The sequence below is a fragment of the Sphingobacterium sp. UBA2480 genome (genome assembly GCF_002341965.1).
Taxonomy (GTDB): Bacteria; Bacteroidota; Bacteroidia; order Sphingobacteriales; family Sphingobacteriaceae; genus Sphingobacterium; species Sphingobacterium multivorum.
This window is the reverse complement of the sequence record NZ_DDPA01000007.1, coordinates 42533-56100: the sequence shown is the minus strand read 5'-3', so window position 1 is coordinate 56100 and position 13568 is coordinate 42533. Positions and strand designations below refer to the sequence as shown.

Below are 13568 nucleotides of genomic sequence, written 5' to 3'. Positions count from 1 at the left end.
TATTTTTACTTTTGAAAAGTGAGTTTTTAAAGTTTGGGAATTTCATTGTCATCAGCAACATTTATGATTCAACAATTAGTACACATCGATCAAGAGATTTTTCTGGCCATTAATCAAGGCTTGAGTAACCCCGTATTTGATTGGTTATTGCCGATATTACGCAATCCATACACTTGGGCACCTTTGTATTTATTTCTGATCATATTTTTCATTAAGACCTATGGAAAAACAGGTATCCTAATTGTTGCCATGACCTTGGTTACTTTCGGAATTTCCGATGGTATATCCTCTCATTTGATCAAAAAGACTGTAAAAAGGATTAGACCATGTAACGACGTGGAGTTTAAAGAAAATGTCAACATCCGAGTGCGATGCGGCTCGGGCTTCAGCTTTACATCCTCTCACGCGGCCAATCATTTTTCCCTAGCTTTTTTCTGGATTGTACTTTTCCGGAGAAGATGGAAACATGCGCTTTGGCTTTGTATTACCTGGGCAACCCTAATCTCAGTCTCTCAAATTTATGTTGGTGTCCATTACCCGTTTGATGTCCTGTGTGGTTCAGCCTTAGGTATTCTGGTTGGATTGGCAACAGGCTACTTATTTAAACGGTTTGTGCCTAGCTTTTTTAAAACTGAACACGTATAATGAATTCAATTTTATTGATTTTAATTTTATTCATACCTGCATTTGCAAGTGGAATTGCTGTATTTTTTGTACAAAAGAAAGGAACCAGCTTCCTTAAACTCATCCTTTCTTTTAGTGGAGCCTATTTATTCTCTATTACTGTGCTTCACCTCATTCCGCATGTCTATCAGTCCAACAATACTTCACCTGAAGTATTGGGTATTTATGTACTTGCTGGATTTCTTTTCCAGCTATTTCTTGAACAGTTCTCCCAAGGGATCGAACATGGCCATATCCATACCGAAAATGATCATGACCACCATAGCCATCGTTTTCCAATCGGTATTATGTTCAGCCTATGTCTTCATGCTTTCCTCGAGGGAATGCCACTTGCGGCTACACATCAGACAGAACTTGCACTAGGCATATCCATCCACCACATTCCGGCCGCATTTGCGTTGGGAAGTATTCTAATAAGCACACATTTAAAGAAAAATACCATCCTCATTACACTGGCTTTATTTGCGGCAATGACCCCTTTTGGCTTTTTATTGAGCAAAGCCATCAGTGCAGGTGAAGTAGGGAATATCCAGCAATATTTTGATAAAATCATGGCCGTCGTTATTGGTATCTTCTTACACATATCGACGACGATACTTTTTGAATCGGGCTCCATTGACCATCATAAATTCAATAAAAAGAAAATGATCGCTGTGATTGCAGGTGTTGCGATTGCACTCGGAAGTTTCTTATTTGTCGGAGAACATGATCATGGGCACGATCAACACCAACAACCGCATGATCATGAACATCATGACCATGCGCATTAATTTCTTTAGCCGCGAAGTTTATCCAACAGTGTACTTAACGTCATTGCCTCTTCTTCACTAATTCGATTGGGTAAAAGATCCTTCATCAGCATGTCCTCATCTAGATTCTTAAGAATCTCCAAGCCCTTCTCGGTGATAACCAAATCCACAGCCCTTTTATCTCCACCCGATTGACAACGTGAAACCAATTCTTTGGAAACCATGCGATCAATCATACGCGAGATGTCAGGGGTGGTACTCAACATTCTTGATTTAATCAGATTATTGGTTGCAGGCTTAGGATATTGGCCCCTCAATATGCGCAAGACATTAAACTGTTTCAAAGTGATCCCTTCTTTGGCAGCTCGCTGTTCAAGCTCATTGTTAATCCAATTGTACGTATATAGAATATTTACCGTACAACGATGCCATTCATTGCTGAATTTACTTACTTTGATTTCGTCCTCAATCTTCATTCTGGTTGATAATTAATCGTTCTGAATAGTAAAGATAGCTGTTTTTTACTAAATACATAACTATGACATTAGAATCATTCTAAATGGTAGAAATTCTGTATATTTGAAGAATTCAAAAAAACAGGCAGATGCGTAATAGAACTAGCTTAGATAAGCTAAAAAAAGGGGAAAAAGCGGTAATTATTGATTTTGATTCACACGAAATTCCAGCTAAATTTTTCGAATTAGGGTTTATACCTGGTACTGAAGTAGAAGTGAAACATATCGCACCTTTGGACGGTCCCATATGTCTAAATATTAGTGCTAATAACGCCTTAATTGCTATCCGCAAATCAGAAGCTAAAGTCATCCTTATTGATCAGAAATAATGAATAACCCGATTATTGCACTTTTGGGTAATCCAAATGTGGGTAAAACATCTCTATTTAACCGGATTACAAAATTAAATCAGAAAGTAGGAAATTATCCCGGTATTACGGTCGAAAAACGTGAGGGGCAAGTAAAAGCCAACAACAAAATTTATCGTATTATTGATTTACCGGGAACATATACCCTGTTCCCAAGTTCGCTGGACGAAGAAGTTGTTTTCAACACTTTAGTCAATAAAGAAAGTAGTTTCAGACCTAACCTTGTCGTTGTCGTCGCTGAACCTACGAACTTAAAGCGGTCTATTATTCTTTATCAGCAGGCCCGGGAGCTCGGTCTGCCGGCCATCTTTGTCATCAATATGATAGATGAAGCCAAAGAAAAAGGAATTACAATAGATGTTCAGAAGCTTGAGCAGCTATTAAATACAAAAGTCTACGAAACCAATGCACGTACGGGACAAGGTATCGATCAGCTGATCAAAAACTTTGATGCTGTTCCGCCCATGTATATCAGCAAATTCAGCCTACCCAAGGAAGCTGATGCCGCATTAGAAGAAACCAAACGTCTTTTTCCATTAGATACGGAATACCATACCTGGCAATACCTGGCCAAAGGCGAGGTATCCTTTTTATCGAAAGAAAAAAATCAGGCGATTCAACAAATCCGTGAAAAACACCAATTACGCGCCGAGAGACTGCAAAAAGACGAAGCCATTTTGCGTAGTAAATCCCTGGATAGCAGCCTTGCTGAAATCTATGCAAAGGATGAATCCTCCAATAAAAACAAAACCAATACGATTGATAGCATCCTGCTTCATCCCATCTTTGGCTATGTCATCTTCTTTGGAATCCTCTTTTTAATCTTCCAGGCAATTTATACCTGGTCTGGACCAGCCATGGATTTTATCGATGGTTTATTTGGTGATCTTGCAGCCTATATACAAACAGCATTGCCGGCAGGGCCATTGACCGACTTGCTCAGCAATGGTATTATCAAAGGTATTGGCGGAATTGTGATCTTCATTCCACAGATCGTTATTTTATACATCTTTATCTCGATCATGGAAGAAACGGGCTATATGAGCCGTATTGTTTTCCTGATGGACCGCTGGCTTCGCCCTTTCGGGCTGAATGGAAAATCAGTGATTCCATTGATTTCGGGCGTAGCCTGTGCTGTTCCTGCGGTTATGTCGGCACGTAACATCGAAAATAGCAAAGAAAGACTGGTCACTATTCTGGTAACGCCTTTTATGACCTGCTCAGCACGTCTACCTATTTATATCGTTCTGATCGGACTGGTGATACCGGACACGAAATTAGGGGGCTTTCAAATACAAGGTATTGTATTGTTTGTGATGTACCTACTTGGAATATTCGCAGCTTTGCTATCGGCGATTATCCTGACCAAAGTCATCAAATCAAAACACAAATCATTTCTAATCTTTGAACTCCCCACCTATAAGACTCCAGATTGGAAAAACGTAGCCTTAAATGTATGGGAAAAAGCATCAAGCTTTGTTTTCGGCGCAGGTAAAATCATTTTAGCCATTTCCGTTATCCTATGGGCATTGGGTAGTTTTGGTCCGAACGATAAATTTAGCCGGGCGGAGGAATATGTGACAAAAAATAACCCCAACCTGTCCGAAGCCGATTTGGACCATGAAGTTTCATCTTATCGTCTGGAACACTCTTTCCTTGGCTATCTTGGCATGGCTATTGAACCTGTTGTTGAACCATTAGGCTACGACTGGAAGATGGGCATAGGTCTTATTTCTTCGTTTGCTGCCCGTGAAGTTTTTGTAGGCACAATGGCCACAGTATATAGCCTTGGTGACGAAGTGGATATCGAAGATGAAGCATCTAAAACAACGGTATTAGGCAAAATGAAAAGCGAAATTAACAGGAATACCGGTTTACCGGCTTATAATTTAGCTTCTGGTGTATCCTTATTACTTTTCTATGCTTTTGCTATGCAATGTATGAGTACAATTGCAGCAGTAAAGAGGGAAACAGGCTCGTGGAAATGGACTTTGATACAGCTTGGTTTTATGACAGGCTTGGCGTATTTCAGTGCCTTGATTGCTTATCAACTTTTAAAATAAAAAGCTATGGATAATTTAACAGTACAATATCTCATCGTAGGAATGCTCGTTTTGGCGGCTGTATGGTATGTCGTTAAAAATGTCCGAAAATCACTAAAGGGCAAGTCGAGCTGCTCGAAAGGCTGCGGATGCGACTGCGGCGTAGAAAAAACACAAAAAGCAAATTAATTTATCTTTTTGAGTAGCATTTACAAATAAGATTTCGTTATTAGTTAGAGTGGCCAAAAATCACACTAGCTGCTAATTCATAAAGCGCCGTATTTCCAAATTACGGCGCTTTCTATTTCTGAGTCAAACAGGCCCCTCGCTATTGTTTATAAAAAAACAACGAAATACATTAAAACCACAACAGAATGTGCACAAATACCTAAGTGTTTTATTAACTTTATGCGCTTAGGGCAAATCGTTCGCTGGGAAGCTTTACGATAAACAGGTAATTCTTCTGGCGTCATTGATTTTGCTCAAACGATCCTTGGTGGGAGCAAATAGCCTCATGGGTTTTTCCGTATTTAAGGACCAGATTAAAACAGACTAGTAACCGTATTAACCATACACATGGAGAAACAGAACAATAAGGAGGAGTTAAAAAGAGGACTTCAAAACAGACATATTCAATTAATTGCCCTGGGTGGTGCAATCGGAACGGGCTTATTTCTAGGTATTGGGAAGGCTGCCACATTGGCTGGGCCAGCTGTTATCCTCGGCTATGCTTTCGCCGGAATTATTGCTTTTTTTATTATGCGCCAGTTGGGTGAGATGGTTGTTGAGGAACCTGTTTCAGGAAGTTTTAGCTACTTCGCCAATAAATACTGGGGTTCTTTTGCGGGTTATGCTTCGGGCTGGAACTATTGGGTGCTGTATATCTTAGTCAGCATGGCCGAACTCACAGCGATAGGCGTTTATGTACAATTCTGGTGGCCGGAAATACCTTTATGGGCATCAAGTTTATTTTTCTTCTTTGCAATCAACGCCCTTAATCTTGCCTCAGTCAAAATTTATGGCGAGACGGAATTTTGGTTTTCCATTATCAAGGTTGTTGCAATCATTGCCATGATTGTTTTTGGTGCATATTTATTGGTAAGCGGTACTGGAGGGGAGCAGGCAAGTCTCAGCAACCTGACTTCACATGGTGGTTTTTTCCCAAAAGGTTGGTTTAGCCAAACAGCGGATGGAAGTTTTGAAGGCCTTCTTTCCGCCATAGCATTGATCATGTTTTCTTTCGGTGGCCTGGAGTTGGTTGGTATCACTGCTGCCGAGGCCGAGCATCCCGAAAAGAACATCCCCAAAGCGACCAACCAGGTTATCTATCGAATCTTAATCTTTTACGTAGGTGCATTGATTATTCTTTTCTCTTTGACACCGTGGACAAATATCACCGCCGATACAAGTCCCTTTGTGCTGGTGTTTGACAAACTCAATGGGTTTGAATTTACGATCTTTGGAAAGACCTTCTATTTCACAAAAATTATCGCAAATGCGCTAAATCTTATTGTCCTTACCGCTGCATTATCTGTTTATAATAGCAGCGTGTACAGCAATAGCAGAATGTTATATGGATTGGCAGAGCAGGGAAATGCACCCCGTTTCCTTTCGAAACTCAACAAGAATCATGCGCCTATTAACGCGATTTTAGTTTCGGCACTGTTCGCGGCGATTTGTGTATTTATCAACTATGTAGCACCTAAAAATGCCTTGGAGATCCTGATGTCGCTGGTGGTATCTTCACTGATTATAAACTGGGTCATGATTTCCATTACACACTTGTATTTCAGAAAGAATAAACTCGATGCCCACTTACGCACCAAGTTTCCATCCTTTCTGTATCCTTTAAGTAATTATATCTGTCTGATCTTTTTGATCGCTGTACTTGGCATCATGTGGATAACAGGGATGAAACTTCCGGTAGAATTGATCCCTGCTTGGCTTATATTACTCTATGTGAGTTATGTATTGATCAAAAGAAAGAAATCTTAGTTCACAGAACCTTGATCTTGTCCATAAAAAAGCCTGATTCATTGCATGAATCAGGCTTTCTTGCTAAAATTTAATGCAGGTATTCCTCCTCGAGAATAGCAAATTCATCATTGTCGCTCCAACCATCTAAAATAAGCCCAGCTGCATTCCTGCATCGGGTAAGCGGAAAAGATCCCTTCTCAAGGATGGAAGCGTCCCATTATTCATATATTTCTTGACGGAAAGCTTGAATAAATGCTGTAAGCTCTCGGCCATATGGCCATCCCCCTTTATCCTCCGTCCAAAATCGGTATCGTTAATTTTTCCACCATGACAGGCTTCGATCCAATGTAACACCTTTTCAGCACGATCAGGATAGTTCTGATAGAGCCAATCTTTAAAGATACCACCAATCTGTCCATTGAGCCGCACGATGGTATAGGAGGCCGTAATGGCTCCCGCATCTGCTCCTGAACGGATCAAATCTGAAATCTCATCACTATTGATCCCCGGAACGATGGGAGCCATCATCAGCATGACGGGTACACCTATCCCAGTCAATCCCTCAATCAGTTTCAACCGGGCAGATGCTGTAGCAGTCCGAGGTTCCATTTTCTGACGAACCTCTTCGCGCAGCGAATTGATGGTCACGGCAACGGAAACCAGCTCGTGCGCTGCAAGCTCGCGCAAAAGATCAAAATCCCGTCGCATTAGTACATTTTTGCTGATGATGGAGACCGGATGCTGGTATTTGACCATCAATTCTAAAAGTGAGCGTGTGATACCCAGCTTCCGTTCAATCGGTTGATAACAGTCTGTATTGCCTGAAAGCATAATCAAATCGGGTTGATAGCTCGATTTTCTAAACTCCTGTTCTAGAAGCTGAGCCGCATTGTGTTTGACTAAGATCTTACGCTCGAAATCCAACCCAGCACTAAAACCCCAGTATTCATGCGAATTGCGCGCGTAACAATAAATACAACCATGCTCACAGCCCTGATAGGGATTAATGGATCTTTCAAAACGTAGATCCGGGCTATTTGATTTGGATATAATGGATTTTGGATGTGTCGGAATAAATTGTGTTTTCTCGGCACCCAAAAATTCTTCATCCAGTCCCTCCACATGTTCCTGCACGTATTGATTAGAAAAAAATTTGTTATTGGGATTGATCTGCGCCCCTCTACCCTTCAAATATTCCGATGAATTCATAGGCTAAAATTACTAATTTTATTAGTAAAAGCAAATTAAAATTTCCCATTTTCCACAAAGCGGGAAAGCGAATATCTTCTAGTTTGAAGTCCCAATAAAGCGTATTTTAAACCAAATAAAAATCCCTATACCGCATCGACAGTATAGGGATTAAAATTCTTATTTTAGATCTCAGTCCAGCTTCTATTTATTTCATTAAGAAACCACCACCGAGTAAATCATTGCCTTCATAAAAAACAGCCGATTGCCCTGGAGCAATACCTTTCACATTGTGCACAAAGTCTATACGCACTTTATCGCCTTCTTGGGAGATGGTCGACAAAGCACCGGAATCTTTATAACGTACCTTTGAAATTGCTTCCATCGGTTGATCTAGTCCTGCATATTTCACAAAGTTCACATTACGAACGTAAGCATGTGACTTTTCAAGTTCATGTTCTTCACCCAATACGACCGTATTACTTTCCGGAAGGATCTCAATCACAAACATCGGTTTCCCCAAGGCAATACCTAAGCCTTTACGTTGACCGATGGTGAAATAAGGGTAACCAATATGTTTACCGACGACAGTACCATCAGAAAGAATAAAGTTACCAGGACCAATTTGTTGATCCAACGTTGGCACCTTATGTCTCAAAAACGCACGGTAGTCGTTGTCAGGAACGAAACAGATTTCATAACTCTCAGACTTATTGGCCAATTCCTTCTGTCCCATATCCAAAGCCATCTGACGAATCTCCTTTTTCGTGAAAGATCCCAACGGAAACTGTGTCCGGGCAAGATTTTCTTGTGACACGCCCCATAAAACGTACGATTGATCTTTATTTTCATCCTTACCTTTTGATATCACATAGCGACCATTGTCGTGCATACGGATATTTGCATAGTGTCCGGTAGCGATAAACTCACAATCCAATTTGTCAGCACGTTTCATCAAAGCCTCCCACTTAATGTGGGTATTACACAACACGCATGGGTTAGGCGTGCGCCCAGCAATATATTCTTCTACAAAATTGTCAATCACAAAATCTCCAAACTCATCACGTATATCTAATATATAATGAGGGAAACCATAGTTTACGGCTAATGTACGAGCGTCATTGATACTATCAAGGCTACAACATCCGGTTTCTTTCGACGAACCACCTGCGGATGCATAATCCCATGTCTTCATCGTGATACCGATAACCTCATATCCTTGTTCGTGGAGCATGACAGAAGCAACGGAGCTATCTACCCCTCCACTCATTGCAACTAAAACTCTTCCTCTTTTACTCATCTCTAATTATTGAAATGCAAAGATACAGCTTATTCCTTTTCTTATATGTTAGTTTCTTGTAATTTTATCTCGATCAAAATCAACACGTTCGAAAAAAGTACAAAAATAATCTGCATAAAAGTTTTAGAATTCAAATTATCGGACTATATTTGCATCGCAATAGGGGAACAAACCCATAGCAAAAAAGCGGTGCCATAGCTCAGCTGGTAGAGCAAAGGACTGAAAATCCTTGTGTCCCTGGTTCGAACCCAGGTGGCACCACGCTTCAATCTGATGATCACAGATTTAAATAAAAGGTCAACTGGTGCCATAGCTCAGCTGGTAGAGCAAAGGACTGAAAATCCTTGTGTCCCTGGTTCGAACCCAGGTGGCACCACAAAAAAAGCTTGTTCATTGAACAAGCTTTTTTTGTTTTATCCCCCTACTACATTGCACCTTTTCCGCCCCATACATCCTATTGAATTTTCCATGAAAGATATAGCAGCGATATCTACTCTATCCGCTTCGCTTGATTATCATAGAAATGAATAGCATAATAAAACATAGTTAACTAAATTCAAAGGTTCTAAAATAACTGCTACTATTTTTTTTGTAACCGGATTTAACTATCTTAATGATTAAATTATAACTCTTGCGAATAAACCCTTTTTATGAAAAAAATAATAACAGTAGCTCTGCTACTATTCGTAGTATTATCTAAAATATACCCGCAAAAAATTACGCAACAAGAATACCTCGATGATCTCTCCTTTATCTATAAGAATTTGCAGAAAACACCCTCGTTTAAGACCCAAAAGGAGAATCAGAAAAAAGTTAGGTCACAATTTGAACGACTTCAAGAAGCGCAAAAGAATGATATCTACCTTATTGAAGCGTTAGTAAATTATTATAGCCTGCTGGATTGTTTAAAGGATTACCATAATGTAATTAATACTAATTCTTCCAGTTATACCTATCAAGACCTGCAGAACAAAGATACCTTGAAAAAAATCATCAACGAAACTGACGGCTATTATAGAAAATCCACCCTGAATTTAGACAGTTTAGAGCGCGAGCTAGCAAATAAAACTCCCCAAGAATATGAAGGGATCTATTTTTACCATAATCTCTTTAAGGTAGCAGTTGTCCAATCGGAAAGCAAATTGGTGGGTATTATCTTAGATACTAAAATTCCGTCCTGGTCCCGAGGAGAAGAAATGTTCTACCTTATCCCTAAAGAGGATAATAATTTTAGAATAGTGACCGGTGGCTTTATTGACAAGAAAATCCTATCTACACTTAATCGTATTCAAGAGGGAGAATTCTTAAGTTTCGGCTGGAGCAAAAAAAATAATAAACCTATTACAAATTTACAAAACCCTATCACAAGCAGATACCAGCTAAAGCAGCTTCAACCAGAGATAGATTACCTTAAAATCTCGACTTTTGGCTCTTCAACTGCAGTACTTAAAGAAGCTACGACTTTCTATAATGATTTAAAAGAAAAGAACCTGGCTCAAAATCTTATTGTCGACCTCCAGAACAATGGCGGTGGTGCAGACAAAAACTCAGATATGTTACGAAATATACTTACTAAATACAGCGGAAAAATCTATATACTAATGAACTATTATACCGCCAGCAATGCCGAAGAATTTGTGGTGAGAATAAAAGGGATGAAAAATGTAACGGTGCTTGGCCAAAAAACCAAAGGTGTACTGACCTATGGCCGAAATTACGATACAACATTGCTATGCCCTTCGAAAAAAATTAAGATTAGCTTTACAGATCTGAAGGACAATTGGCAGCAGTATCTACCATTTGAAGGAATAGGTGTAGAACCCGATATTTCCTTAACTTCAGATCGCGACTGGATCGAGCAAACATTAGCGAAGATAAAAGGCAACAGCGCTTCTTAAAAAAGAGGAAAACAAGCTGTCTACTCTCTGAGTTTCGTAATAGCTGATTCAACAATTAATACAAAAAAGATCATGGATTTTGGAAATCAACCGGAGTTGTCATTTTAAAAACCACTCAAGTCTAATTTCCAAAATCCAATCGCTGTTCTGCTACGATTCAGCAATAATCGACCGATCCAAATGCACATAACCACCGTCCACATGAATCAATTGGCCAGTTGTATGACTGGATTTGTTAGACAGTAAAAAGACGGTTGTATCGGCGATTTCCGCTGCTGTGGTCATGCGATGCTCCAATGGAATGCGGTCCGTAATTTTTTTCAATGTCTCCTCCGGATTTGATAAGGTTTGAATCCAGGTATCGTATTGGGGAGTTGCACATTCTGCCACAATAATGGCATTGACACGAATCGAGTAAGGCAACAATTCTACAGCCCACTCTCGCGTAAGTGCATTACGTCCACCATTGGATGCCGCATAAGCCGAGGTATTGCCCTGCCCTGTTTCACCAGTTTTGGACGAAATATTCACGATACTGCCCTTAGATGCTTTCAACGCATCCAAAGCGTGATGTGCCATCAGATAGTAGTGAATTAAGTTCTTATGCAGCGAAGCAACAAATCTTTCATAGTTACCCGATGCCAATCCAACACCATCATTTTGTCCGGCATTATTCACCAAACCATCGATCCGCCCGTACACTTCCAATGTCTTTTGAACGGCTCTTTCACAATCTTCGGGTTTAGATAATTCTGCTTCAATACAGAGTGCATCCACACCAAATTGCTTTATTTCTTCTTTGACTTTTTCATTATCAGCTTGTTTACGGCCAACAATGACAGGAATAGCCTGTTCTTGAGCCAACGCGTGGACTACAGCCCGCCCGATTCCTTTTGCTCCGCCGGTAACAATAACAACTTTATCTTTTAAATGAAGATCCATAATACTTTTATTGAATGGTTTGTTTCATTGATTGTGGTTAACATTCGCAACAATGAATTCGTTCTCTGGTTATTGATTAATTTATATTGACGTCATTAAGCCCATTATCCAGCTTCATGACCAATAAAAAGCTTCAGCATGCTATTTTTCCCTTTCATAGCATGCTGAAGTTTTTCCTTTTAAAGATTATACACGCGTATTGCGTTCTCTGCCCAAAATGCGTTCTTCTCTTCAGCCGTAAATTGCCCTAATTTATCCTCAACGATGGCAATACTTTCTTCGTAGGATGCCGCCAATAGACATACCGGCCAATCTGACCCGTACATAATGCGCTCCTTTCCAAAACGCGCAAAGATATGCTCCAGATATTGCTTAAAATCATCAAGTTTCCATCCTTCCCAATCGGCCTCTGTTGCAAGTCCCGAAACTTTACATACGACATTTGGAAAGGCAGATAGCGCATCGATAAACGCCGCCCACTCATCAAATGCTTTCGACTTGATCGGCGGTTTGGCAATATGATCCAATACAAATTGAAGATTTGGATTTTGCTGCACACAATCCAACGTTGCCGCATAATGTCGTGGACGGATGAGCAGATCATACGTATAACCATAATCTGCTAAGGCCTTCAGCCCGTTTAATACCGCAGGGCGAATGAGAAAATCAGGGTCAGCTTCTCCTTCAACAATATGACGAAATCCTTTGATGACCGTAGCTGATTGATAGCCATCCAACTGTTGTCGAATATCCGCTGCTTGAAGATCAATCCAGCCCACTACGCCTTTAATAAAAGGATAATCACTAGCCAGCTGAACCAAATAAGCAGTCTCTTCGTTGGATTGATCCGCCTGAACAGCAACACTCCCTCCAAATCCATTTCGTTCAAGCACAAATTGAATATCCAAAGGGGTGAAATCACGTCTGATGACTTGCATTTCTTCGGTAATCCAACTATCTCTAATTGGATCGAATTTCCAGAAATGCTGATGGGTATCTATACGCATAATGAAAAGAAAACCTAATGAGCAATTAATTTTTTGAATACGCTACCACAGTCTGACGGGACTCTCCAAGACCATCTGCTCCTAACTCGATCACATCGCCAGGCTTCAAATAAATCGGTGGATTAAATCCTAAGCCAACACCTGCCGGAGTACCTGTTGATATCACGTCTCCTGGCAACAAAGTCATAAATTTAGACACATAGGATACCACATGCGCCACCGAAAAGATTAAATCCTTGGTATTACCGTCTTGGTAGGTTTTTCCGTTTACCTTCAACCATAGACGCACATTGTTGATATCTTTGATTTCTTCTTTTGTCGCCATGAAAGGTCCCATCGGTGCAAACGTATCACATCCTTTTCCTTTATCCCAAGTACCGCCACGTTCCAGCTGATACTCACGTTCGGAAACATCGTTGTGCAATACATAACCGACCACATAATCTAAGGCTTCATGCTCTTCTACATAAGAAGCTTTTTTACCGATCACAATACAGAATTCCACCTCCCAATCTGTTTTTACAGAATCTTTCGGAATCATCACATTATCGTATGGACCTACCAACGAAGTGGTCGATTTCATAAAGATGATCGGTTCAGCAGGAATTGGTGCATTTGTTTCCTTGGCATGGTCTAAATAGTTCAATCCAATACAAACAATTTTGGATGGGCGGGCAAAAGGTGCTCCGATACGTTCGCCTTGAGGAACTTCAATCAACTTACCTTCATTTGCCTTCACAAATTCTTCTAAACGGGCTACACCATTCTCGGCAAAGAATTGTTCATTGTAATCACCACCAAATGCGCTTACATCGTAATTTACACCATCGATCTGAACACCGATTTTCTCCTTGCCTTGAGCTCCAAAACGTATTAATTTCATTTTTATAGTATTGAG

General features: G+C 40.3%; 13 protein-coding genes and 2 tRNA genes. 9 read left to right on the top strand and 6 right to left on the bottom strand.

The features are described from left to right. Positions 1 to 63: 63 nt before the first annotated feature. Together B3600_RS13540 and B3600_RS13535 are read left to right on the top strand one after the other, a co-directional pair. Positions 64 to 645: a phosphatase PAP2 family protein gene (locus B3600_RS13540; protein WP_120336230.1), complete on the top strand. Its 582-nt coding sequence runs from the start codon at positions 64 to 66 to the stop codon at positions 643 to 645. After that, positions 645 to 1454, top strand: coding sequence for a ZIP family metal transporter (locus B3600_RS13535; RefSeq protein ID WP_070563719.1), 810 nt, complete (start codon positions 645 to 647; stop codon positions 1452 to 1454). Before B3600_RS13540 ends, B3600_RS13535 begins: the two co-directional genes overlap by 1 nt. Positions 1455 to 1459: 5 nt before the next feature. On the opposite strand, the gene B3600_RS13530 is transcribed toward B3600_RS13535, so the two are convergent. Continuing rightward, positions 1460 to 1909, bottom strand: a complete 450-nt coding sequence (locus B3600_RS13530) for a MarR family winged helix-turn-helix transcriptional regulator (RefSeq protein WP_286753264.1) — start codon at positions 1907 to 1909, stop codon at positions 1460 to 1462. A 128-nt stretch (positions 1910 to 2037) separates the two neighbouring features. On the opposite strand from B3600_RS13530, the gene B3600_RS13525 reads away from it, so the two are divergent. The 4 genes from B3600_RS13525 (at position 2038) to B3600_RS13510 (ending at position 6353) form a co-directional block, all read left to right on the top strand. Continuing rightward, complete coding sequence (locus tag B3600_RS13525) at positions 2038 to 2277, top strand: FeoA family protein (protein ID WP_046672175.1); 240 nt, start codon at positions 2038 to 2040, stop codon at positions 2275 to 2277. After that, positions 2277 to 4379 carry a ferrous iron transport protein B gene (feoB, locus tag B3600_RS13520; protein ID WP_286753263.1) on the top strand — a complete coding sequence of 701 codons (2103 nt, stop codon included), beginning with the start codon at positions 2277 to 2279 and terminating at the stop codon, positions 4377 to 4379. The genes B3600_RS13525 and feoB overlap by 1 nt, the downstream gene beginning before the upstream one ends. Before the next feature lie 6 nt (positions 4380 to 4385). Beyond that, a complete protein-coding gene (locus B3600_RS13515) occupies positions 4386 to 4547 on the top strand; it encodes a FeoB-associated Cys-rich membrane protein (protein ID WP_083295845.1) in 162 nt (53 codons plus the stop codon). A 387-nt stretch (positions 4548 to 4934) separates the two neighbouring features. After that, entirely contained in the window at positions 4935 to 6353 is a 1419-nt protein-coding gene (locus B3600_RS13510) for an amino acid permease (protein ID WP_046672150.1), read from the top strand. A gap of 126 nt (positions 6354 to 6479) precedes the next feature. Here B3600_RS13510 and B3600_RS13505 read toward each other — a convergent pair whose 3' ends face one another. Continuing rightward, positions 6480 to 7544, bottom strand: a complete 1065-nt coding sequence (locus B3600_RS13505; RefSeq protein WP_286753262.1) for a PA0069 family radical SAM protein — start codon at positions 7542 to 7544, stop codon at positions 6480 to 6482. A 187-nt stretch (positions 7545 to 7731) separates the two neighbouring features. Continuing rightward, positions 7732 to 8823, bottom strand: a complete 1092-nt coding sequence (gene mnmA / locus B3600_RS13500; RefSeq protein WP_046672147.1) for a tRNA 2-thiouridine(34) synthase MnmA — start codon at positions 8821 to 8823, stop codon at positions 7732 to 7734. Between the two features lie 188 nt (positions 8824 to 9011). Between mnmA and B3600_RS13495 the strand changes: the two genes are divergently transcribed. From B3600_RS13495 to B3600_RS13485, 3 genes are all read left to right on the top strand, one after another. Beyond that, positions 9012 to 9084 (top strand) — tRNA-Phe (locus B3600_RS13495). A 42-nt stretch (positions 9085 to 9126) separates the two neighbouring features. Then, positions 9127 to 9199: transfer RNA gene (locus B3600_RS13490), tRNA-Phe, on the top strand. Positions 9200 to 9473: 274 nt separating this feature from the next. Continuing rightward, positions 9474 to 10721 (top strand): S41 family peptidase, encoded by a 1248-nt coding sequence (locus tag B3600_RS13485; protein ID WP_286753261.1) that lies wholly within the window; start codon positions 9474 to 9476, stop codon positions 10719 to 10721. 150 nt (positions 10722 to 10871) lie between these two features. Here B3600_RS13485 and B3600_RS13480 read toward each other — a convergent pair whose 3' ends face one another. The 3 genes from B3600_RS13480 to B3600_RS13470 form a co-directional block, all read right to left on the bottom strand. Continuing rightward, positions 10872 to 11663 carry an SDR family oxidoreductase gene (locus B3600_RS13480; RefSeq protein WP_286753260.1) on the bottom strand — a complete coding sequence of 264 codons (792 nt, stop codon included), beginning with the start codon at positions 11661 to 11663 and terminating at the stop codon, positions 10872 to 10874. Between the two features lie 179 nt (positions 11664 to 11842). Then, on the bottom strand, positions 11843 to 12670 hold the full coding sequence (locus tag B3600_RS13475; RefSeq protein WP_070563734.1) for an amidohydrolase family protein: 828 nt from the start codon (positions 12668 to 12670) through the stop codon (positions 11843 to 11845). Between the two features lie 25 nt (positions 12671 to 12695). Beyond that, positions 12696 to 13553 carry a fumarylacetoacetate hydrolase family protein gene (locus B3600_RS13470; RefSeq protein ID WP_070563737.1) on the bottom strand — a complete coding sequence of 286 codons (858 nt, stop codon included), beginning with the start codon at positions 13551 to 13553 and terminating at the stop codon, positions 12696 to 12698. Positions 13554 to 13568: the final 15 nt, after the last annotated feature.

Bases quoted from the DNA above. Each gene is read 5' to 3' on its own strand.
- B3600_RS13540 (WP_120336230.1), top strand. From the start codon at position 64: ATGATTCAACAATTAGTACACATCGATCAAGAGATTTTTCTGGCCATT.
- B3600_RS13535 (WP_070563719.1), top strand. From the start codon at position 645: ATGAATTCAATTTTATTGATTTTAATTTTATTCATACCTGCATTTGCA.
- B3600_RS13530 (WP_286753264.1), bottom strand. From the start codon at position 1,909: ATGAAGATTGAGGACGAAATCAAAGTAAGTAAATTCAGCAATGAATGG.
- B3600_RS13525 (WP_046672175.1), top strand. From the start codon at position 2,038: ATGCGTAATAGAACTAGCTTAGATAAGCTAAAAAAAGGGGAAAAAGCG.
- feoB (WP_286753263.1), top strand. From the start codon at position 2,277: ATGAATAACCCGATTATTGCACTTTTGGGTAATCCAAATGTGGGTAAA.
- B3600_RS13515 (WP_083295845.1), top strand. From the start codon at position 4,386: ATGGATAATTTAACAGTACAATATCTCATCGTAGGAATGCTCGTTTTG.
- B3600_RS13510 (WP_046672150.1), top strand. From the start codon at position 4,935: ATGGAGAAACAGAACAATAAGGAGGAGTTAAAAAGAGGACTTCAAAAC.
- B3600_RS13505 (WP_286753262.1), bottom strand. From the start codon at position 7,544: ATGAATTCATCGGAATATTTGAAGGGTAGAGGGGCGCAGATCAATCCC.
- mnmA (WP_046672147.1), bottom strand. From the start codon at position 8,823: ATGAGTAAAAGAGGAAGAGTTTTAGTTGCAATGAGTGGAGGGGTAGAT.
- B3600_RS13485 (WP_286753261.1), top strand. From the start codon at position 9,474: ATGAAAAAAATAATAACAGTAGCTCTGCTACTATTCGTAGTATTATCT.
- B3600_RS13480 (WP_286753260.1), bottom strand. From the start codon at position 11,663: ATGGATCTTCATTTAAAAGATAAAGTTGTTATTGTTACCGGCGGAGCA.
- B3600_RS13475 (WP_070563734.1), bottom strand. From the start codon at position 12,670: ATGCGTATAGATACCCATCAGCATTTCTGGAAATTCGATCCAATTAGA.
- B3600_RS13470 (WP_070563737.1), bottom strand. From the start codon at position 13,553: ATGAAATTAATACGTTTTGGAGCTCAAGGCAAGGAGAAAATCGGTGTT.